At 62.5% G+C, this 23,803-nt stretch carries 9 protein-coding genes; all 9 read right to left on the reverse strand.

The features are described from left to right. Positions 1 to 48: 48 nt before the first annotated feature. Complete coding sequence (locus tag MU551_RS11520) at positions 49 to 1,854, reverse strand: serine/threonine-protein kinase (RefSeq protein WP_247044251.1); 1,806 nt, start codon at positions 1,852 to 1,854, stop codon at positions 49 to 51. Further along, on the reverse strand, positions 1,851 to 3,677 hold the full coding sequence (locus MU551_RS11525) for an FHA domain-containing protein (RefSeq protein WP_247044254.1): 1,827 nt from the start codon (positions 3,675 to 3,677) through the stop codon (positions 1,851 to 1,853). The genes MU551_RS11520 and MU551_RS11525 overlap by 4 nt, the downstream gene beginning before the upstream one ends. After that, positions 3,664 to 4,695: a PP2C family protein-serine/threonine phosphatase gene (locus tag MU551_RS11530; protein WP_247044256.1), complete on the reverse strand. Its 1,032-nt coding sequence runs from the start codon at positions 4,693 to 4,695 to the stop codon at positions 3,664 to 3,666. Before MU551_RS11530 ends, MU551_RS11525 begins: the two co-directional genes overlap by 14 nt. Next, positions 4,692 to 6,086: an RDD family protein gene (locus MU551_RS11535; protein WP_247044258.1), complete on the reverse strand. Its 1,395-nt coding sequence runs from the start codon at positions 6,084 to 6,086 to the stop codon at positions 4,692 to 4,694. The genes MU551_RS11530 and MU551_RS11535 overlap by 4 nt, the downstream gene beginning before the upstream one ends. A 257-nt stretch (positions 6,087 to 6,343) precedes the next feature. Beyond that, positions 6,344 to 8,968, reverse strand: coding sequence for a transglutaminase-like domain-containing protein (locus MU551_RS11540; RefSeq protein ID WP_247044261.1), 2,625 nt, complete (start codon positions 8,966 to 8,968; stop codon positions 6,344 to 6,346). Beyond that, positions 8,965 to 10,314 (reverse strand): DUF58 domain-containing protein, encoded by a 1,350-nt coding sequence (locus MU551_RS11545; protein ID WP_247044263.1) that lies wholly within the window; start codon positions 10,312 to 10,314, stop codon positions 8,965 to 8,967. The genes MU551_RS11540 and MU551_RS11545 overlap by 4 nt, the downstream gene beginning before the upstream one ends. A 52-nt stretch (positions 10,315 to 10,366) precedes the next feature. Continuing rightward, positions 10,367 to 11,338 carry an AAA family ATPase gene (locus MU551_RS11550; protein WP_247044272.1) on the reverse strand — a complete coding sequence of 324 codons (972 nt, stop codon included), beginning with the start codon at positions 11,336 to 11,338 and terminating at the stop codon, positions 10,367 to 10,369. A 66-nt stretch (positions 11,339 to 11,404) separates the two neighbouring features. After that, the gene (locus tag MU551_RS11555; RefSeq protein ID WP_247044275.1) at positions 11,405 to 17,518 is read right to left on the reverse strand and encodes an Ig-like domain-containing protein; all 6,114 of its coding nucleotides are present in this window, start codon (positions 17,516 to 17,518) and stop codon (positions 11,405 to 11,407) included. A gap of 186 nt (positions 17,519 to 17,704) precedes the next feature. After that, positions 17,705 to 23,767 carry an Ig-like domain-containing protein gene (locus MU551_RS11560; protein ID WP_247044278.1) on the reverse strand — a complete coding sequence of 2,021 codons (6,063 nt, stop codon included), beginning with the start codon at positions 23,765 to 23,767 and terminating at the stop codon, positions 17,705 to 17,707. Between the last annotated feature and the right edge of the window lie 36 nt (positions 23,768 to 23,803).

The following is a 23,803-nucleotide window of genomic DNA, read 5'->3' on the forward strand; positions in this document are numbered from 1 at the left end:
CTCCTTGTAGGGCAATGCCGGATTCGTTCCGTGAACTACTTATTAGTCCTAGAGTGAATGGCATTCGCGTGCGTCCAGGGACTGTCCCGCCGAAGCAGTGCCGTCCTGGCGGACAAGTATCACCGTGATGCAGGTGAACTGCCCCGGCGGGTTTGCAACAATTTCAGCCTTGGGCTCAGTGGTCGACTCGACAGGTCCGCCATCAAGGTTCCATTTATAGACATCGCCTGGCTTCGGCTGGGGATTGGTCCATGTAAAGATCACCTTGCCCGGCGCTCCGTTGGCTCCCTTCAGGTTCACAATGTCAGGAACGACGCCATCGTCCAGGGGATCCGCCGGAGGCTTGCTGAACTGCTCAGTGGCCAGCACATGCGGTTCAGGCCTCGTCTGGGACAACGTTATTCCCAGGATGATTGCCACCACCAGGATGGTTCCGCCCGCTATTGCCAGCCACAGATTCCTTTTCCCGGTGTCCTGGGGAGCTTCCTCGGCATCGGCCTCCCCGGTTGCTCGGGGCCGGTTGATGGTGGCGGCCAGGTCATCGTCGCGTACGCTCTGGCTGGCCGTGTACTGTGCCGGGCCTGCCTGCGGGCCGGGGCCGTGGGGTCCACGGGCCGGAGCGGAACCCATTGGTCCACGCAGCATCGTGGCCTGGACTGGATCGTCCTGCTCGGTGTTGTTTCCTGCAGCGTAGCCAGTCGTGTTCCCCGCAGCGTAAGCCGTGCCTGGTCCCTGCGGTCCGGGCTCCTTATGGTCCTGCGGTTTCGGCGCGAACAGCTGCGGCCCCGGTACCTGGGGAGCGCGCTGAGCCGTAGGAACAGGCGCAGCGGGAATCTTAGGAGCAGGACTTTCCCCGGCGAGGGGGCGGGTCCGTGCCGGGAACGTGGGAGCGCTGCCGGTCAGCTCGGGATCGATCGAGGCGACGCTCCGGACGCGTGTTTCTTCGAAGCCATCATCGGGGTGTCCGTCATACTGCTGCGGCTCCTCCAAAACCTCAAAAGGCGTCACTGACAGGTTCAGTTCAGCCTGGGTGCGCTGGAGTGCAAGAGCAAACGCGTGGGCGGACGAGTACCGGGAGACCGGCGACTTCGCCATGGCCGTTGACAACGCAAGCTCGAGGGACTGGGGAACGTCGGCCCGGGCCAGACGCGGAACCGGCATATTGGAGATGCGGGCGATCAGTTCGCGCTGGGAATTGTCAGCTCCCGGCATGACAAAGGGAGACCGTCCGGCCAGAAGAGTGTAGAGGGTTGCTCCCAGCGCCCAGACATCCACCATAATGCCGTCCACAGGACCGTCCCGGAACTGCTCCGGTGGAGACCAGGGAATGGACATCCCGGCATCCTCATCGGTGTCGCTGCCCAGGGTCCCTGATATCCCGAAGTCGGTCAAGGCTGGTCTGTTGTAGTCAGTGACCAGGATGTTGGCGGGTTTGATGTCACGGTGGGCGATCCCGGCGCGGTGCGCGGTTTCGACGGCGGAGGCCACCTGGATGCCTACGGCAAGGACTTCGTCGACACTGAAACGCTGACGACGGTACCGGATATCCAGGCTTGGCCTGGAACAGTACTCCATGGCCAGGTAGGAATGCCCGTCATCGGTCACCTCGGCTTCGAAGATGGTGACGATATAGGGGTGCGAGGACAACTGGGCCATGAGGTTGGCCTCAGACTCGAACCGTCGTCGTGCCCCGTCAGTCTTCAGCCCCGACAACAGAACTTTGACGGCTACCTTCCGGCGCGGCCTGTCCTGTTCATAGAGGTAAACATCCGAAAAACCGCCTGAGCCCAGGAGGCTGACGTAGGTAAAACCGGGGATGCGGGGTGGTGGGGCGGGGGGACGTTTGGAACTCAACGAATCTCCTCAAACCGCAAGGAAATGTCATCGCCGAGTTCGGCGATGTCCCCATCCAGGAGAATAGCCATTTCACCTTGCGCAAGCCGCCGCGGGGATTGCCCCTCGCGGACCAGGACGGTGCCGTTCGTGGCCTTCAGGTCGCACAGCATAACGTGCCAGCCTTCGAGTCTCACCTCCACATGGGAACGTGAGATGTCTCCGCTGGGGCTGGCTACCTGGACGAGCCTGGGCATCACACCGCCCTGGACACGGGAAACAGAGGGCTGCCGCCCTACAATCATCGACTGGTCCAGATCTATCAGCTCGCCCGAGGACACCCGCATCCGGCCCAACGGGGGCCGCGGGACCTGAACGGCGTCATCGGGAAGAGGCTGGCGGCAGGTGGAGCACTCGGAATGAGTGGGAGGATTTGCGTGGTTTTGTGGGCAAACCCGGGCGAGCACCTTGGGCCCTTGAGCCCCGGCACCGTCCGCGTCAGCCCTGTCGACGACGGAAGCCTGGTCTCCCGCGGCCATCCCTGCCAGATCGCTTTTCATGATGGTCTCGCCATCATGGTCGCTGTCATCCGTCAGAGGAAGGACTGGCACCGCTACCGGGAACGACTGCCCGGAAGGAGGGGTCCAGACGGGAGCCGCGCTGGAAGAGCCGCTGCGCCACGGCACAGAATCGATCAAACCGCCCTGCTGGACCGGCGGTGCCGGCGGCTCAACAGGCTGTTGGACTGGCTCCCGAACGTGGGCTTGAAATGAGACGGCCAGGGGTTGGTCTGCTGCCTCCGGGGCCTCGGCAGCCGGTTCGTCGCTCTTTACCTCAGACCCCGCGCCTGTCCCTTGCGCAGCCTCGTCAGCTTCCGGGTCGACCCGGACAGCGGCATCCTCGATGTTCCGCATCACTGTCTTTTCCCAGAGGTGATCGTAGCTGCCGGTCATTTCGACGGCCGCCACCTCCTCGGGCGCATCCGACGCAGCGGCGGAAACAGGTTCGTCAGCCGGCCCAACAGACTCGTGGTCGGCGTCGTGGTCGGCGTCGTCGTCGTCGTAGTCTCCGTCGTCGTCGTGGATGCCCATCACGGTCTCCTGCGAGACCCCGTGGTCAATTGCTACGTTGTCGGATGCCTCAGGCATGGGCTCTTCAGGCAAGTCCTCAACGTCAGGAGCAGCCTCAGGCGTTTGTGGTTCGGGCAACGCCTGTACTACCGGCCGCCCCGCCGCCTGCGGGGCCTGGACCGGCGGTTCCGGCAGCTGCGGTGCCTGAACTGGCGGTTCCGGCACCTGCAGTGCCGCAACCGGCAGCTCTGGTGCCACAACCGGCAGCTCCGATGCCAAGCGTTCCTGCAATTGGACGGAGGGCACCAGCGCCAGCGGAACCCGCGCTTCAGGAACGGCTCCCGCGTCCATCCGCAGACCCTGCATCAGCACAACTCCATCAGCCAGTGGCAATTCAGCTCCGGCACTCCCGCCCGGAACGTTCACTGTGTACCACTGTGGATCCGCCAGGTGACGCTCAGTCCACGTGGTGACATCACGTCCGTTGAGCTCGACAGGACCGCCGGCCAACACGGCCGTGAGCTCGATGTCGCCGCGAAGGAAAACCCGCAGGGACTGCTTGAAGTCCACGATGCCGAACCACGGGATTTCAGCCAAAGATCCACCGGAAGCGCTGGTGACTGCATGGAGGACTTCATGGGCCTGGGGGGCCGTTCCCAACAGCATCCAAAGGGAGTGGACCAGCGCCGGGTCGGCTTCCGGGCGCAGCAATACGGCGGTGCCGGACCGGACAATTCCGATCCAGCTCCCGGGGCTGTAGCTACTGGTGACCATGACCTTGTTCCCTGTCTTCGCGGACGGCGGCTGGGCTGCCTTCCGTCTCTGCCTCCAGGGCGGCGTCAGCATCGCCGGCTCCGGAACCGACTCCGGAATCTGGCGACGGATCCTTGCCCACGTCACGCTCACCGCTCTCCTCTGTCCGGTTATCAGTACCGGCATCGAGCAGGTTCCGTGGAAGCGTATCCTCTTCCTCGGCCGCTACCACCGAGCGTGGCGCTGTGGTGACAGCGCCGGCATCGTTCAAGACGTTCTTGGCATCAACCACGATGACGGTGACGTTGTCACGGCCGCCGCTGCGTAGCGCCGATTGAATCAGGGCGTCAACGGCATCCTGGGGGTGGCCGACAGTGCTGAGGATGCGGAAGATGTGCTCATCTGTGAGTTCGGCATTCAGTCCGTCCGAACAGATCAGGATCCGGTCTCCCTCTTCAACCGGAAGGAGCCAATAATCGGCCTCGGTCTCGTCACCCGTGCCGAGAGCGCGCGTGACCACGTGCCTTCGCGGATGGACCGTTGCCTGCTCAGGCGTGATCTCACCGGCGTCAACCAGTTCCTGTACTTCTGAGTGGTCTACAGTGACCTGTGAAAATCCGCCTTGGCTCAGCCTGTACGTGCGGGAGTCGCCGATGTTCATCACAAGCCAATACGGCAGCCCCATCTGCTCCACCACCACGGCGCCCGTGAGCGTGGTGCCTGCCCGGGAGCCGGTGGCCTCCCGGATGCGCTCGTCTGCACTCATCAGGTACTGCTGGACGACGGCGGCAGTCGCTGTTCGCTCGCCCGTAGCCAGCTGCGGCATTCCTGCCAGGACACGAACACAGATGCCGCTGGCAATCTCACCCGCCTCATGGCCCCCCATGCCATCGGCCACGGCAAACACCGGATCCGATGCAATGAAAGAATCTTCGTTCAGTTCGCGCCGCAGTCCGCGGTCGGTTCCGTAACCGCAGCTCAGCTGGAGCCCGTGTTCGGTGTACTGGGGAGGTGTGGTCGAGTCCGGCTCGGAATTCATGCCTGTCCTAGGTGAAAGGTGCGGTCACCGAAGTGGACGGTGGAACCTGGGCGGACGTATGCCGGCTGGCCTGCCTGCAATGGGGTGCGGATGCCGTCGGGGGTGGTGACGGCGCTGCCGTTGGTGGAATTCCGGTCAGTGACCCAGATCCCGTCACGGTCCGAAAGGAGATGAAGATGGGTTTTGGAAATGGAACGGCCCGGGTCCTGGATCGCCAGCATTTGCACCACCTGCTCCCCGGAATGGGCCGCGGGATTCCTCCCGATAAGGACGGTGCGGTCGAGTTCGAAGTCCCGGCCGTCGTCGAGCCGGATCCGGAGGACCGCCAGCGGCGCGGGAGGCTGTGCGCCCCTCAATTGCGTACGCTCGTGGTCATCATCGGGGTGGCCGACGGCGGAATAGGGCTGGGCGGGATAGGGCTGGGATACCGGTGCCGGCGCCTGTTCCTGACTCATTGGCGCGGGAGCAGCGGGCTGGTGTACCTCGACCGGCAGGTGAACCGGGGGCAGTTGGACCGGAGGCAGTTGGACCGGAGGTGACGGCTCGCCCTGAAGCGGGGCCTGGACCGAATGCGGGGCTTGCCCCGCCGCAGGGGCGGACGACGGCTGTAGCGTTGCAGGGGCCTGCCATTTATTCGGGTCCAGCGCGGCACCGCCCGAAGCCGGGCTTCCAGAAGCCTGGCTTCCCTGCAGGTTCAACTGTTGGGCGTTAATCACCTGCGGCGCGGCGGGGGCAGCGCCGGCAACCGGAGACGGAACCTGTTGCACCGGCGGGAGATCCAGTGGCGCGAAGCTGTAGGGGCCCTGGATACCACCGGTAGTAACGGGATTCCTGCCCGCCTTGATATCGAACACGAGCGTCTTCGCCGCAGCGTCGTGCCACCCGCGGAGGTTGCCGTTCTTATCCCAGGAGTTGGAGAGAACCACCACAACAGCCCATGCACTTCCCAGGAGGAACAGCGGCGTGAGGATCCACAGAGCTATGTCGAACGCTTTCAGGGCAATCAAAACAATGGCCGCAAGGATGGCAAGGATGATGCCTGCCCCCGTAAATATGCCGCGGACAAAGACCGGACCGCCGCCCGGCGCGTAGCCATCCTTATCTGCGCTGCGAATCCCCATGAGCCGGTTTCCAAGCGTGTTTCCCGTACGGCCTTCGATGGCCACCAGGACAAGGGCGTATAGGAGCGCCAGAGCCGAGCCGATTCCGCCCCAGAGCACCACGGAGGACGTGTCGTAGATGATGAAACCGCCGCTGAGCGTCCGCGTCACACCGGCGAAACCGATCGTGAAGGTGACTGCCAGCACGGCAAAGGCCGGAAGCCAGTCAAGCACAGCGGCGCCAAGGCGTTTACCGGCAACTGCGGGTACTACCTCAAGTCGTGCTGCCATTCCGGCTTCTCCCCCTCGTCCAAGGCCCCCATTTCCGTGGCCGGAGTTATGCCCGGATTGAGCGGGCACTATCGGGATATTACCGGGAATCGAGGGTCGGTGCGCGGTCATGCCCTCCACACCTGCCTGCTGCCCGTGATTCACGTTCCGGATACTCCTGGCGGCCCTGTTGTTCAATGGGGCGCCGCAAGCCGTGCAAAACGTGGCTCCGGAGCGGATCAGCTGCTGACAGCGCTGGCAGCGCTCTGCATCATGTGTCATTGCTCGTTGTGGTTCTTCCTGACAGTGGCATCATCCTCGGGATTGGTGTGGGCCCGAAGTTCGCGGCGTCCCCGTGGCGCGTTCACGGACTGCGCGTCCTCGGAGTTCGTGTCCCGGGAGTGCGGGTCCCCGGAGGGTATGGAAGCGGCCGGACCGGTCTCCGCTTTGCGTGCGGCCTCAGTCTTTCCTTCTGGCTGGCGCCCGGCCCCCAAGACCGGCCGTAGCCCGCGCAGGCTGAGCGCAGTCCTGCCGTCGGCAAGGAGGGACCGCGGCGAGAACCTGGCCTGCTGGCGGCGCCAGAAACCCACGGCTCCCGTCATGTCCTTAAGTGATCCTTCCACGATGGTCCAGTATTCCCGGACTTCCGCTTCGCTCGGTTGCCCCGCGCCGAAGATGTTCGCATCGGCCCTGTGAGCCAGCAAGGTGGTAGTCGACTGGGTTGCGGGGAAAGCCTCACCCAGCACGACGGCAGATTCCCGGCGGGTGGCACGGTGGTCCACTCCTGCGCCCATGTCAGTTGCCAGGCTCAGGAGTTCGTTCCACCCGCCACCGACGCGGCGGGCAGGATCGCCTTCAGTGAACCTGGCCTTACGGCGTCGGCCCTTCAGCAACGCAATCAGCAGCAGTGGCAGCGCAAGAATGCCTATCGGGATCATGGCCACGCCAATGGCGGCGAGGATGGGTCCCCAGAAGAGCCAGGGATTGTTCTTCTTCTGATCCGCGTCCAGTGCGTCCGGGGAAGAGTCCGGCGGCAGCTCAGCCGGCTCCTGTGGCGGGGGCGGCGGCTGCAGGACCTGGGGCTTGGGTTTGGACTTGCTCTCCGGGTCAGGAGGGATGGGCACGTTGTCCTTGGGTGGCGTCGGGTCGAAAGCCACCCAGCCGACCCGGTCAAATGCGACCTCGACCCAGGCATGAACGTCCTTACCCGTGATGCTGACTTCGCCTGCACCGTTTTCAGGGCTCTTGGGATCGGGGTAGAACCCCATGACCACCCGGGACGGGATGCCCAGATGCCTGAGCATCAGTGACATGGCCACCGCGTACTGTTCGTCGTCGCCCAGCATCTGCTTGGCTGTCAGCAGGTTCCTGATGCGGGCAGACCCGTGTCCTGAGACACTGGGCAACTGGCCCTCGGTGATGAGGCCGTTGCTGAAGGCCCCCTTTTTCTGGAAATGCGCTTCGATCTGCCGCACCCGGTCCACTGCCGTCGGAGCGTCCGCAGAGAGGTCATTTGCCTGGGATCCGACGACGGGCGGAACCTCAACGGCATCGGGCATGCTGAACTTGGCAAAGTCATATTGAGTGAGTTGGCCGTGTTCCAGTTTGACGGGGTCCGCTACCTGGATGCTGTACGAGTCTCCCTTGGACAGTCCTTTCGTGGTGACGGCGGTATCGGTGCCGGAGTTGAAGTACAGTCCTGCGGCTGCGCTGCTCGAAGCCTGCGAAAAGCTCAGGCCTGTGGTTTTTCGCCCGCCGGGGACGAAGTACCCCTGGTAGTCCTCCACTGTGATGTCCAGGGTGTAGTCAACCGTTGGCACGATGCCGTCGGTATCCGCCAAGGTGTTGATGGATTTGGCGTCACCGACCTTGCTGAAGTTCCCGGAGCTGTTGGGATCGATGTTGTAGTTGGTCCCGTTGAACGCATCCAGTGCAGCGAGTCGAACGCGCCCGTCCTTGGGCAAACCCTTGACCACAAAGAGTTTGTCGTCCTTCTTGTCCTTCACGAAGGTCCGGAAGCTGGCCAGCGGAGTGATGTAGTCCTTCGGGTCGAAGGGGGGAACGATCGTGTTCCTGAGGACGCGGCGGTCATCGCTCGCGGTGACCAGGGGCGAGACCAGGGCAGTGACGCCGACACTGAGCGCAATGACCGCGGCTGCGGTGGCCAGCCGCCGGGTCCGTGCTCTGCGGGCCGAGGAGGCATCGGTCTGCGGGCTGTTGACCGAGACCTTGCGGGTATCGCTGCGCCGCAGGGCATCGCGCCGGAAGGTAGCCCAGGCGATGGCCACCATAGTCAGGGCGATCCCTCGTTCCACCGTCAGGAAGCCCGCGTTGGTGCTGAAGGCGATGCCGGTGACAAAGAGCACCAGGATCGGCAGCAATGGCCAGTATGGCCCCCTCGAGCGCCAGGTCAGCAGGGCCGCTGCCAACGCGGTGATGAAGGAACTGAGGAAGGGGACGATCAGCACGCCGCCGGCGGTGCCAACCGGCACACCTACCGTCAGCATGTCCTTCCACGAAAAGACCACACCCAGCAGCAGGGTTCGTAACGAATCCAACGTGGGGATGAACCCGGCAATGGCGGCGTCCGGCACGGCAAGGGCCGTACCTAGGACCAAGTACGCGGCCAAAGCAATCGCCGCTGTGATCAGCAGGCCAAGCCGAAGGTGGGCGTTGAGGGCCGCAATGCCCAGGCCCAGGACGATTCCACCAAATCCGGCTACAAGGTAGTAAGGGTCACCGCCGTAACTCAGGCTGAAGCCCAGCACGCCCAGACCCAGGAGTACGGTCAGGGCTGCAACGTCGACGGCGAAATGCCACGCCGGCCGCCCGTCCAGAAACGGGGACACTTGGGCGGGTGGTGCGGACTGGCGCCGGGGGCGGAGTCCGGTGGCGGAGCTCATGCTGCTGCCTTTCTAAGGACGATGGCCAGATCCGACAGGTCTCCCAAGGTGAGAACAGTCAGGTCAGCGATGTTGGCCCGTGAGGGCGCGGCGCCGGGCTGAAGGCGAATTGCCAGGCTGCGGACGCCTGCAGGGACGGATGCAGCCGCCGACCGCAGTTGGGCGGGCGTCACCTGGCTGCCAACGATGAAGAACACTACTGACGCATTGGGGACTTTATCGGCCAGGTTACGGGCGAGGTCCACTGCAGTCTTACGCATCGGGGCGCCAACAATCCTGGTCATGTCATCGAGCATGTTCCGGCCGGTCTCGCAACGGAGTGGCCCTTTTTGCGTGAGGACATCAAGCTCACGCTGTTCCCTGATGGCCTGGCGGCCGATGGATGCAGCCGCCGAAATGGCCATCTCGAATTCGTGCTCAGAGCCGTACTCGTCAGTGTTGATGGACAGGGAGATAGCCAGGTGCGCACGGCGTGTCTCCTCGAACTGCCGGACCATCAGCTTGTTGGTCCGCGCCGTCGTCTTCCAGTGGATATGGCGTCTGTCATCGCCTGGCACATAATCCCGCAAGGCGTGAAAGGAGACGTCAGCGCTTGACAGGTCAGTGGTGGGCATTCCTTCGAGGTCACGGATAAAGCCGGCCGCCGATCCGGCCAGAGCCACTGTCCTGGGGTGGACGTAGAGGTCCTCAGGGTCTGTCCAGAGGACCTGCCTCCGCAGCAGGTGGAGGGGGTCCGCCCGGACAGAACGGACGGGGCCGACGACGATGACGGCACGCCGCGCTGTAGGAATCGTGAAGAGATCCTCGTGGACCTGGGCGGGTTTCATCCGGGGCAGGTGGAAAATGGCGGTGGCTGCCCCCACCGGCAGTTCAAGGGCGGCCGGCAACAGCGGCCGTGCTGAGGTGTTGGATACAGCGATGCTTCCTACCGCGTTGTCGCCAACCGCCACCCTGGTGCGGGTAAGGTCCAGGACAACGCCATAGGATGACCTGCCAAGGACAAATCCCACCGCAATGACGAACAGCACAAAAGCCGCTATGGCCGCTGCCTTGGCTTCTTGCCAGCCAAAGGACTGCCCCACCACCCACAGGAGGATGGACCCGGCCAGAATGGACCAGCCCAGCACGCTGACGATGGAGAGGACAGGCCAGACGAAACGCAGCCACTGCGCCCGGACTACCCGCCAGACAGGCTCCACGGCGAGTTGGGCAGTGCTGACGGCCTCCGTCCACACTGCCGAGGGACGGAGGAGGTTGCCTCTGTTCTTTGATGGGAGCAACTGCCTTGCGGGCCGAAACCGGCGGAGGCGTTCAGCAAGCCGGTTCAACGGAGTGCTGCGGAACATATTGAGGCCTTTGATCGCGTGCTGACTGGGATGTTATTGGAGAGGCTTATGGCTAGGCGTTGGCCCGCTGCTGCGGTGCAGCCACGTCGGCAAGCACCCGCGCCAGAATTGCCTCGGGGGTGGCTCCTGAGAATTCGGCCTCGGGGTCCATCACAAAGCGGTGGGTCCATACGACGGAGGCAAGGTCCTTGATGTCATCAGGAAGGACGAAGTTCCGGCCTTGGCTTGCTGCCCAGACCTTGGCAGCACGGACCATCGCCAAGGCACCGCGGACCGATACGCCAAGCCGTGTTTCAGGCGCGTTGCGGGTCTCTTCACACAGCCGGGAGATGTACTCCAGCACGGCAGTGTCAACGTGGGTGGTGGCGGCCAGGTCGGCCATATCAGCGATGGCCTGAGTGGTGATAACGGGGGAAATGTCCTTGGAGCGGTCCTTCAGGTTGGTGCCGCCGAGGATCTGGACAGTTGATGCATGGTCCGGGTAGCCGATGGAAGTCTTCATAAGGAAACGGTCCAACTGTGCCTCTGGCAGGCGGTAGGTACCGGCCTGTTCGATCGGGTTCTGGGTCGCCATCACCATGAACGGACGGCCTGCTTCATAGGTGACACCGTCCACAGTTACGCGGGACTCTTCCATGACCTCCAGGAGCGCGGACTGGGTCTTGGGCGAGGCGCGGTTGATTTCATCTGCGAGGACGATGTTGTTGAAGATCGGCCCCTTGTGAAACTCAAACTTCTGGGTCTTCTGGTCGTAAATGGTCACGCCGGTAACGTCCGAGGGCAGGAGGTCCGGGGTGAACTGGATCCTGTTGTTTGAACCTTGAACCGTAGCCGCCAAGGCCCGGGCCAGCGATGTCTTACCGGTGCCCGGGGCGTCCTCGAACAGCACATGGCCTTCCGCGAGCATGGCCGTGAAGGTCAGGCGGATAACGTGTGCTTTACCCAGCACGGCATGGCCGACATTGGCAACGAGCTTCTCGAATGTTCCTGCAAACCAGGCGGCCTGCTCAGTTGTCATGGTCATGTGTAATTCCTTTTTTCGTGTTCTGGTGAATTTCCGGGCGAATTAGTCTAAATTGGCAATTTCGGGTTAGTAACTGGCCGGGCACGAGCCCATGCCTGAAGTCGAACTATTTACAGTGTCAGCCCGGATGAATCGGTATTCATTGGTCCAGCGGTTGCCGTCCTTGCTGTAGATATAGAACCAACGGCTCGAACCCCACCCGTCGCGATAGCATTCCAGTTGCAAATTGGAGCCCTGCGGCATTTTGTACGAGGTGCAGGTGTCGCCGCTCCAGTGATCGCCGGTGCCTTTTGCCTTCTCCAGGCAGCTATTGACGTTAACCACCGCGGCCCAGGTCTGGGGTCCCGGCGGAGGTGGTGCGCTGCCGCTGCGCGACGTGTCCGCGCCTATCCTGCCCGGCTGCCCGCCGCTGATGGCCCGCACCTCAAGGCGATGAGCTTCGCCGAAGCCCACGCTATCGGAGAAAGAACGCTGCTCTGTGTTTTGCCAGCTTGCTCCGTCCAGCCTGTACTGATAGCCAGACACTGGGCGGCCATTGCCGCTGGGTTGGGTCCAGGTCCAGGAAACAGTCCTATCCCCAACACCGCTGCTGTTGCTCCCCGTTACAGTCGGCGCGAAGGCGAGCCCATAGGGATTAACCGCGTTGGATGCAGGACTGGCATCGCCAGCCGTGGAACTGCGGGAAGAGACAGCCCAGACCACGACTGCGGTCTCGGTGCCGTTGGCTGCGGGGACGACGCCTCCACCGGCAGGGATGTCTCCGCTGCCGCCACCCGAAGTCAACCGGTACTTATAGGTGATCTCGCCACCCGTCGAACCGTTGCGCTGGGCAGCAGTAAGCACCGGGAATTTCACGTCGATCTTTCCCCCGTCGCCGTTGGTATCGACGAGGCTAGCGGTTGGGGTCCCCACCATGTCCGGCTTGCCTGCTGCCCGGATGGGGGGCGACTGTCCGCTGTCGGCGCTGGTTCCCGCCTTGTTCGTGGCCGAGACAGTGAACGTATAGTCCGCTTCGGAATTGGCCACCCTCACGTTCTGGGAGGTTCCCGAAGTCACAGGCTGGCTCGCCACGGCCGCTCCACCGTGCCAGGTGGTCAGGGTGTAAGAGGAGACAGCGTCACCGTTGTTGGCAGGTGCTGTCCACATGACCTGGAGCTGGCTCTCCGCTCCCAGGGAACCGGCCTGCGACGCCGTGGGAGCAGCAGGCACCGCCGGGACACCGGCAGGCACTTCCGCAGCAGAATAAGGACTCCATTCGGACGGTTCCTTCGCATCATTGCGGGCCAGCACGCGCACCTTGTATGCAACGCCGTTCTGGAGCCCCTTCCAGAGGTAGCTGGCTGCCGTGAGGTTTTGGACCTGTGCGTTCTGACCCGCCGGAGCCGGAGAAATCTCCAAGTCGTAAGACTTCACTGGTGAACCCTTGCTTGCCGGCGGCACCCAGGTCACTGTCAGCTCCTTATCGCCGAACTTCAGCGCGGGGGCAAGTGGAGTGTCGGGCTTCACATCGGGACGAACTTCAGCCGACGCCGGGGACCTCTCAGATTCATCGATGGCATTGGTGGCCGTCACTTGGAAGTGATACTTCGTGTCATTGGTCAGGCCCGTCAAGGTGCAGGTGTTTGCAGGGCAATCCTGCTGGTAGCCGCCTTCACCGTAGACCGTGTATTTGGTGATGGGTGACCCCCGGTCGGCTGGCGCCTGCCAGGTCAGTAATGCGGTTTCGTCACCGACGCTTTGGGCCTGCGGTGTGGTCGGAGCGGCGGGCTTGTCTTTGACCGTCAGGCGGGTCCGGGCCGTGGCGTACCTTGAGGATTCCTCGGTCTTGTCTGCAACCGTATAGGACACAACCATGGTTCCGGTGAATCCAGTGGCAGGTGTGACATTCAGGGAGCCCCCCGCCACTGCAACGTCTCCGCTGCCTGTTTCCGTGACAGCCGAGATGATGGTCAATGGCGTTTCGGGAAATGGATTGGAGTCGTTGGCGAGAACATTGACAGTCACGGGTTTTCCGGCCGCCGCGTTGGGTTCAAGATCGTCGTTGGCCACCGGCTTGGGCCGATCGGATGCTGTAACAGCCAGCTGGAACGTCGCTGTGGCTTCCAGACCCCTTGAGTCCTTTGCCTTCACCTGTACGGCTCCAACCGCGCCGACATTGCTGCCGTCGGTACCCGAAACCTTCAACGACTTGCCTTCAATAGTCGTGTTAAAACCAATGGGGTTGCCGCCCACAATCTCGTACTTCATGTTTTCGAGATCGTCCCGATCGGGATCAGCCGTCAGCTTGCCCAGGTCTGTGGCGGCGGAGTCACCTTTCGGCACTTCCACCGAACCACCAAGCAGCGTTGGCGGGTTGTTCCGGTTCGGGTCGGGCAGCACCTTGGTCCGGATACTGAGGGTGGACTTGAGGCCGGCCGGATCGTCGGGACCGGACCCGTCCGTGACTTCAAAGCTGATGGAACCCGGTCCAACGTAGTCAACCCCGGCAGTATATTTCAGCTCGGAGTTGTTAGCGCCGACGGGGTCACTGCCATCGGCTCCGATGAGCTTGACGCGGTCACGTTGCGTCAGCCGTGGCGTGTGCCCCTCGCGGACCTTGACCCACTCATTCAGGTTCACGCTGACAGTCTGCCCGGCAATCACCTCAAGAACCTCGTCCTTCGCCAGCGTGGGAACCTGCTGGCCGATGCCGGGCACCCAAATGACGGCGGTCGACTTCTGACCGTCAACGTCCTCCACTTCATAGGGGATGAGTTGCGGCTGCTCGGTGAGCTGCACAATCATGTTGCCCTCGGTTCCGGGAGCTGCCGTCGGGGACTGGGCGGTGACTTTCAGGTTCTCCCCGACACCGTCCGGATCTTCGTCGTTTTTCAGCACGGGAACGTCGACGGCGGTCTTGCCCAGTGTCTGCGCTGACGTGACCCGGTCGTCTCTGGCGATGGGCGCCTGAAGGGGTACCTCGTTGTCTGCCACCACGCTGATGGAGGCTTGCGCCGACGCGTCCCGATCGTCCGCAATCGTGTACCCGACATTGACCGTGCCCTCCGCGGATGGAGCGAGAAGGATGATACGGCCGCTCTGCTTGCTGACAGTGGCCTGCAGCGAGGGATCCGCCTCGATACCATCGGTCAGGATACGGATGAGGTCCCCATCGGGATCACTGTCATTTCCAATGGCATCAACTGCTATCTGGCGTCCCGGGCGCACCTTGACTTCGTCATCCACAGGCGTCGGTTTCTGGTTGGTGTCCCCTCGTGGAGCAATACCGATGGTCACAGTGCCCGTATTCACGGCACCCTGGCGGTCCACCACCTTGTAGCGGAAAGTGTCAGTTCCTGCGCCGTCCCCTGCCGCCGTAAAGTCGATGAAGTTGCTGCCGACCGTGGCGGTGCCCATGTTGGCGGAACTGTCGATTCCTGTAAGTTGAACGGAATCGCCGTCGGGGTCTATCCCGTCCAGGGGCACCGGAATCCGGACTGAGCCCGCCGCAACTACCCTCGCCGTCAGGTTCCGCGGCTGGGGACGTGAGTTCTCCGCCCCTTCAAGGGGCAGGATGTGGATGGTGACCGCTGCGGCACTCTTCTGGCCCTGCGGGTCCACGGCGTTGTAGATGGCGCGGACGGTCTTTGGCTGGCTGCCGGCGATGAACCGCAGGGAATTCTCCGACACGAAGCTCTTCCCGTCCTCCGCGGGAACCGCTTGCGGCAACACCGGATCAACCGTGAGCTTTTCGCCTTGGGGGTGGGTGTCGTTGTCCAGCACGGGGATGGTCACGACGTCGTTGACGCGTACGTTTACTTCGTCGGGCTTCGGCTGAGGTGCTTCGACGACGGCGGGCGCAGGGACCGGGACCACGGAGACGCTGCCCGTGGCAGACTTCTTTCCGTTGGACATTGTGTAGTTGAAAACAAAGGGGTCCTTGGTGCCCACGAGATCGGTGATGCGCAGGACGCTGTGGTCGATGATGCTCACGGAGGCCGTGGAATTTTCGGGCATCGATACCGACTGCAGCACCAGCACTCCCCCGGAAGGATCGGAGTCGTTCGCGAGCGGGTCCAGAAGCACGCTGCCGCCCACGGGCATGAGGGCGACGTCGTGGACGGCCACCGGATTGCCGGTGTCCTTCCCCGATTCAACGTCGACCCGGATCAGGCCCTGGCTGCTTTGTGGACCGTTGCTGGCTATATACGTCAGGTAGACCGGGCCAGGCGTCCCGCTGCGGAACGTGAAAGTGCCGCCTTCGGTAACGGGACCAAGCTCGCCAGGACCGGAGGCTTCCACCTGGGCGAGCCTCAAGGCGCCTCCGTTGGGGTCGACGTCGTTCTTCAGCGGTGCGATCACCAGGTCCTGGCCGACGACGGCCGTGACGTGATCCGCGTTGACCACTGGAGCCAGGGCACCCGGCGGCTGGACGTTGATGACAACTTTTCCGGTAACCGTGGCACGGCCGTCCCAGATGGTCACCGCGACGTTTTTCTTGCCCGCGGCGGCTCCTGAGTCCTGGTAAGTCAGGAGTCCGTCCCTGCGCACCTTGACCTGGTCCTGGTCGTTGTCCGCCTTCGCGTCCATCAGGACGAGGTCATCGCCGTCTGGATCCATCCAGTCCGTCAGGATGTTCTGGCTGACCGTTTTCCCCTGTTCCACGAGCATGGTAGTGGGTTCGCCGCGCTTGAAGACCGGCGGACGGTTCTCGTCCGGACCTACGACGTTGAGGGTGATGCTGCCACCCGCGGACAGTCCCCGCCCGTCGGAAGCGTTGTAGTCGAAAGTTTCCACGCCTGGTTTGGCGGCGGCCGGGACACTGACCTGGAACGCCGTTCCGCCGTAAATGTTCTCCAGGTTTCCTGCCTTGGGACCTGAGGTACCCACGGATGCTGTGAGGACGTCCCCGTCGGGATCTGAGTCGTTGTCCAGGACCGGAAGGATGGTGGTGCGCCCTGGCCTCACGCCGAACGCGTCCGGTTTTGTTTCCGGCGGGCGGTTTGGTTTAGTGCGGTCCGGCAGGATGTTGATCGTGTTGTTGTCCGCCGAATCCTTGTCCTGCTCATCGGATTCATTCTTGGGTGGGACGACGTCGTCCCAGTTGTTCACCAGCTGCATGTTCTGGTTCACCAGCCACACATTGCCCGAATTCACATCATTAAGAACCACAAGATCCCGGTTCACCCGGAACACATACTCCGGAGACGCACTGGCCTTGGGAACATCAACACTGCGGTCATCAGCATCACTGACACACTCACGCACATACTTATTCGCCCCCGACCACGCAGCATGCACACACCCGCCCAACTGCACCGGAGCAGCCGGAACCCCCTCACCCCCAAAGGTCACAGTCTTCGCCGTCCCCCCACCCAACGGCTGCAACAACAACGCCTTCGGAGTCGCCACCGCCACAGCATCAGCAGCAGGACCACTCTGCTGCAGCTTCGCGTCCTTCGCATCCGCCAACGCCAACTCACGCCCGCCCGGCAAAAACAGCTTCCCCCGCGCAGCATCCAACACCACCGGCTGATCCCCCACCACAGCCAACTGCAGATCCCCGGCCCCCTTCAAGGCCTCCCACGTGCTCTCCTCAACCCCCGTGGACACCCCCTCACCATCCACCGACGTCACAAAAACCCTGCCCGTCTTCGGATCAGCACTATAAATCCGGTCATCAGCCCCCACCGCCGACACCAGACCCTGCGAACCCACCACCACCGGCTCGCTGGACTCCTCATCAAAACCATTAACCGTCGACGGCGACAACGCCCACACCGTCCCCTTGCCAGGATCAGTCACCGACAAAACACCCCGGCCAAAACTCACATCCGCTGACCCCGGCAACTGCTTATCCCCACCCAGACGCATATTCGCCGCCGACACCTGATTCAACGTCGAACCAGTCGGGTCATCAACAAAAACATCCCCGGCACTCTGCAACACATCGAAAGTGGTACTCGCCGGAGTCACAGCCCCATCCAGGACCCGCGACGGATAATTCAACCGACCCACAGCATTCCTGGACTTACTGACAACCCACACCCCGCCGTCGTTCAACTCCACCTCAGTGGTCTTAAACCCCGGATACACCACAGCACCAACCACCAACACAGCACCCGCCACCGCAAAAACAGTGCCAGTAAAAAACCCACGGCGGCGCCGACGAGACCCAGACCTGCCAAACAGATGTGTCACAGCTCTACAATTCCCCCGCAATAAAAGCCACCCAAAAAGCAGCACAAGACCAACCAAAAGACCAGAGAAGGCAAGACGGACCCGATACAGGGCTCTCCGTTACCCGCCATAGCCTACCCAAGCATTCGAAAGCCTGCGATGGGGAGCTCTGCCCACGGCAAGCTGACCTGCGTCCGGCCGCAGGGCTCAGCATTGCGGTATCCCGTGTGCGTACGGCTCGCCAAGCGTTGTGTTGGCGGAATGGATAACGCGTCCAATGTATCGGCTGTCTGCCTGGGAGCTGATCCTGTACCACAGGCCGTCTCCGCGTCCGTCGCCGGTACCGCGCCACATGTAGCAGTTGACGGTGAAGTTATCGCCGGTGTAGATCCACGGGTATCCCCTTACCTGACCGCCACAGAGGTGCCCGGGAGTTGTCGAATCCCACGATGTCTGGCCGGAAGCGGGTGCGTCCGTACACGTGCGGTAACCGGCTGAGGGGACGGTCGCATCCCAACTGGTCTTCGCGGGCCCCGATTGGGCGGTTGCCGTGGCAATGCCGCCGCCAGTCCCTATGGAGTTGACGGTCTGCACCTCGAACGAGCGCCGCTGATCATAGCCACCGGTCTCTATTGTGCGGCTTCCCGATGCGGCAACTCGCTCCCAGCCTCCACCGCCGATCCGGATCTGCGTGTAGGCCACGTCATTCGTGGCAGTCGATGGGGAATTCCAGCTGAAGGTCAGAGTCGTTTGATTCTGGCCGCCGTTCTGTCCGGACGCAGAAGGGTTACCGGGGGCCCCGTAGGGTGTCGCCCGAGCCGGGGCGCTGGCATCGGAACTGGGCGCCACGCTGGAGTTGGCGGTCACGGTAATGGCTACCTCAGCCCCGTTGGTGAATCCGCCGACTGTTCCGCCAGGCGTGATGGGCCCGGAGGCACCATTGCTGGCGTTGTAGCTGTAGCTGACCTCATCCCGGGCCGATCCGTTCCGTTCGGCGTCGGTGAGTGTTTTGAAGTTGATGGTAACCTGCCGGCCCGCTCCTCCGGTATTGGCCGGGGTGGCAGTGACCCCCGAAACCTGGCCAAGCTTGCCGGTGGCACGGCGTGGCGCCGACGGTGCGCTGACGCCGCCCTTGCCCGCTTTGTTTTCTGCCTGGACTGTGAAGGTATAAGAAGACTCAGAGTTGTTCGCAGTGAAGTTCGCAGTCCGTTCTGTGCCTGCCACGACCTGGGTCTGGGTGACCCCTCCCCCGCCGCTCATCGTGACGTAGTAATTCCGGATGGGATCCCCGTTGGTGTTCGGTTCAGTCCAGTTGACCTTCAACTGGTTCTGCGTTCCCACCGAGGATGCCACGGCAGACGTAGGAGCGGCCGGTGCCGCCGGAACTCCGGCAGGGTTGTCCTCGGCGGAGTAGATGCCCCATTCGGAGGGGCCCAGCTCGTTCACGGCTTGTGCGCGGACTTTGTACTTCACTCCATTAGTGAGCGCCGGCCAGGTGTAGCTGAGCCCAGTCACGCCGTTCTTGACGGCGATACCACTCGCCGGAGGCGGGGAGATCTCGAGGTTGTATTCCTTCACAGCGGATCCCTCGGTCTTTGCCGGCGCCCACGAGATCTGCATGTCCTTGTCGCCGGCTTTAACTGCCGGCGCCTCCGGCGGTGATGGTTTTTCATCAGGCCGGATTTCATTTGACACTGGCGATGAAGCTGACTGGCCAACCTCATTCGTGGCTGTGACGGTGAAGACGTACTTCACATCGTTGGTGAGCCCGCTCAATGTGCAGGTGGTGGTCTCACACTCCTGCGTGAATCCGCTGGACGTCACCGTGTACCTGGTGATCTGCGCTCCATTGTCGGACGGTGGGGCCCACTTCAAAACCGCAGTGCGGCTCCTGACATCCGTTGCCGCGGGTGCAGACGGAGCATCGGGTTTGTCCCGCACCGTGAGCCGCAGCCGACCCCCCGCTTGCCGGGACAGGTCACCTGTCTTATCCGTCACTGTGTACCGGACCACCATCACGCCCTTGAAACCCTCGGAGGGAGTCACCGAGATGGAGTCACCATTAATCACAGGTTGACCGCTGGCGGATCCAGTTTCCACACTGGCAGCCACAATCTTCAGCGGCGTGCCCTCGAAGGGGTTGTAGTCGTTGGCGAGGACGTTGAGAGATTCAGTGCGTCCGGCATTGGCCTTGTCGATGGTGTCGTCGTTAGCCACAGGCAACGGTCGATTGGAGGCGACGTGCTTTGCCATGACGGTTGCCCTTACCGCCGGAGAGCGGCCATCCGTGACTTTGAGGGGAATGGCACCAGTGAAGCCGACGTCCACGGAAGTCTCCGCGGTGACTTTCAGGACTGATCCGTCCAGCTCGGCCTTGAGCCCGGAGGGGAGAATTCCGTCCAGCTCAAACTTGAGGCTGCCCTGGTCCCTTTCATCAACATCCTTTGCCACTCCGGAGAGGTCCAGAGTTGCGGTTTCCGCTTTTGGCACATCCAGGGAAGTACCGCTGAACGTGGGCGGATGGTTGGCGTTGGGATCGGGTATCACCCGGGTGGTGATGACAAGAGTGGACTTCAGCCCGGCAGGATCGTCTGCCCTTGATCCGTCTGTAACCTCAAACGTCAAGGATCCCGGGCCAACGTAGTCCGGTTTCGCCGCATAGCGAAGACCCGTACCGTCCGAGACGATCACACCCTCCGGGGAAGCACCCTGCACTTTGACCTTATCCGCGACAGTGATGCGCGGCCGTTTTCCTTCCCGCACTTTCACGAACTCATTCAAATCAATGGTTATTTCCTTACCGGACATAACCTCGACGACGTCGGTATTGGCGAGGGTGGGATACTGCTCTCCCATGCCGGGGATCCACATCACTGCGGTTGCCGTCTGTCCGTCGGCGTCAGTTACCGAATAGGGAACCAGCTGGTCCGTCGCGGCCAGGGTCACCACGACGTTGCCGTCGGTTCCTACGCGGGCATTGGGGTTGCCGTCTGGCAGGCCGATCTTCAAGTCTGCCGCGACACCGTCAGGGTCCGAGTCGTTTTTCAGCACCGGCACGTCTACTGCAGTCTTACCCAGCGTCTCGGCCGGTGTAATCGTGTCGTCCTTCGCCACCGGAGGTTTGAGCTCTGCGGTGGGACTGACCCGGACGCGGATCACGGCGCTGCCGGGGGCCTTCTTCTCATCCTGGATCTGGTACCGGATGCTTTCATGTCCGGCTGTGGACGGCGCCGTGAAAAGAACCTTTGAGCCGTCCGTTGCCTCGACACGGAGTTCAGGCTTCGCCTCGAAGCCGTTTGTCACCAATGCCAGTGCATCCCCATCGGGATCGGAGTCATTGCTGAGAACATCCACGGCCACCATCCGCCCGGGGCGGACATCCACGGGGTCGTCCACAGCTATGGGCTTCTGGTTATTCGCTTCCTGAGGCGCGATGCCCACGATGACTGTTCCATTATTCTCTGCGCCAATCCGGTCCCGGACCCGATAGCTGAAAGTGTCGGTGCCGGCAGAGTCTGCTCCGGCTGTGAACTCAAGGTAGCCGTCCCTAACCACCGCTGTGCCCATGGAGGGTGCAGTGTCAATGCCAAGGAGCTGGACAGAGTCTCCGTCCGGATCGATACCGTTCAGGGGCACGGCAATCTTGATAGTCATGCCTGCCACTACCCGGGCGGTCAGATTCTTGGGCTCGGGACGGGAGTTGCGCTCGTCGTCGCGCGCCCTGATCCGTATCGTGACCTGCTGGGAATCGGTCTGACCGGATTCATTCTGGACCTTGTAGATCGCATACACGGTCTTCGCTGTCGCTCCCGCTATGAAGCGCACGTCGTTTCCGGAGGTGAAGGTCCTGCCGTCGGCCTCGTCCGGCTGCTGCGCCAGGTCACGGACCAGCGACAGTTTTCCGCCGTCCGGATCCGTATCGTTAGCCAGGACCGGAATGCTCACAACGTCTCCGGCACGGACAGTAACCTCGTCCGGTTTCGCTTGTGGCGCCTGAAGTTTGCCGGGTGCGGGGATGACCAGCACCGCGATTTCACCGCTGGCGGAGGAACGGCCATTGGAGATGGTGTACTTCATAGTCAGCTGCCCGGTTGCGCGGATGTCGGTGATCCTGACGACCGAGTGCTCCAGCACTGAAACGTTGACGGGCAGCTGGTCGCCCGCTGTTACTGACTGCACCACCAGGACTCCGCCCGACGGATCCGAATCGTTGCCGAGGACGTCAACCAGGACGCTTCCTCCGATGGGAAGCAGGGCCACATCCCGCACTGCCACCGGCGAGCCTTCCTTGTCGCCGGCCACGACGTCCACGCGCACCAGCTGTTGCGCGCTGGCCGGTCCGTTTGTCACCAGGTAGGACACGTAGTGCGAGCCCAAGGTGGCCGAGTTGAAGGTGAACGTTTGCTGGTCGGCACCGATGGTAGCCGTGGACTGCGCATCGGGGGTCGCTTGTGCCAGCCGCAACGAGCCTCCCTGGGGGTCGGCATCGTTTTTCAGGGGAGCGATCACGGTGTCCGTCCCTGCCACAGCAATGACGTGGTCCGCGTTGGCGATGGGCGGCAAGGCTCCAGGCGCGCGCACGTCAACCACAATCTTTCCTTCAGTGCTGAGGGTGGCGTCTGAGACCGTTACAGTGACGGTTTTCCGTCCCGGTGCCGTGCCCGAATCCTGAAAAGTCAGCTGGCCGTCCGGACGGATTTTTACCTGGTCCTGGGGATCACTGCTGGTGGCGGACACAGCAAACAGGTCGTCACCGTCGGGATCTATCCAGTCAGTAAGAATGTTCTGACTGATGCTCTTGCCGGACTGCAGCACCAGGGCGTTGTTGCGGTTGGGTTTTTGGCGTGGAGCGCTATTCTCGCTGGGCGGAACGATGTTCAAGGAAACCTCCGCTGAAGCCGAAAGTCCTCGTCCGTCGTCGACACTGTATTTGAACGATTCCGTTCCTGACTTCTCACTTGGTACGGAGATCTGGAAACCCGTGGCGCCGTAGATGGGGGAAATTGTTCCTGCCTTGACCTCCTCAGGAGTGCGCAGCGTCAGGACGTCGCCGTCCGGGTCGGTGTCGTTGTCCAGGACCGGAAGGATGGTCGTCTTACCGGGCCGGACCCCGAACGCGTCCGGGTTGGCCACCGGGGCGCTGTTCGGTTTGGTGCGGTCCGGCAGTACTGTCTGCTGGACTTCATCGGCAGAGTCCTTGTCTGCGTCGTCAGAGGTCTGTTTGGGTGGGACGACGTCGTCCCAGTTGTTCACCAGCTGCATGTTCTGGTTCACCAGCCACACATTGCCCGAATTCACATCATTAAGAACCACAAGATCCCGGTTCACCCGGAACACATACTCCGGAGACGCACTGGCCTTGGGAACATCAACACTGCGGTCATCAGCATCACTGACACACTCACGCACATACTTATTCGCCCCCGACCACGCAGCATGCACACACCCGCCCAACTGCACCGGAGCAGCCGGAACCCCCTCACCCCCAAAGGTCACAGTCTTCGCCGTCCCCCCACCCAACGGCTGCAACAACAACGCCTTCGGAGTCGCCACCGCCACAGCATCAGCAGCAGGACCACTCTGCTGCAGCTTCGCGTCCTTCGCATCCGCCAACGCCAACTCACGCCCGCCCGGCAAAAACAGCTTCCCCCGCGCAGCATCCAACACCACCGGCTGATCCCCCACCACAGCCAACTGCAGATCCCCGGCCCCCTTCAAGGCCTCCCACGTGCTCTCCTCAACCCCCGTGGACACCCCCTCACCATCCACCGACGTCACAAAAACCCTGCCCGTCTTCGGATCAGCACTATAAATCCGGTCATCAGCCCCCACCGCCGACACCAGACCCTGCGAACCCACCACCACCGGCTCGCTGGACTCCTCATCAAAACCATTAACCGTCGACGGCGACAACGCCCACACCGTCCCCTTGCCAGGATCAGTCACCGACAAAACACCCCGGCCAAAACTCACATCCGCTGACCCCGGCAACTGCTTATCCCCACCCAGACGCATATTCGCCGCCGACACCTGATTCAACGTCGAACCAGTCGGGTCATCAACAAAAACATCCCCGGCACTCTGCAACACATCGAAAGTGGTACTCGCCGGAGTCACAGCCCCATCCAGGACCCGCGACGGATAATTCAACCGACCCACAGCATTCCTGGACTTACTGACAACCCACACCCCGCCGTCGTTCAACTCCACCTCAGTGGTCTTAAACCCCGGATACACCACAGCACCAACCACCAACACAGCACCCGCCACCGCAAAAACAGTGCCAGTAAAAAACCCACGGCGGCG

The organism is Arthrobacter rhizosphaerae (assembly GCF_023062595.1).
Taxonomy (GTDB): domain Bacteria; phylum Actinomycetota; class Actinomycetes; order Actinomycetales; family Micrococcaceae; genus Arthrobacter; species Arthrobacter rhizosphaerae.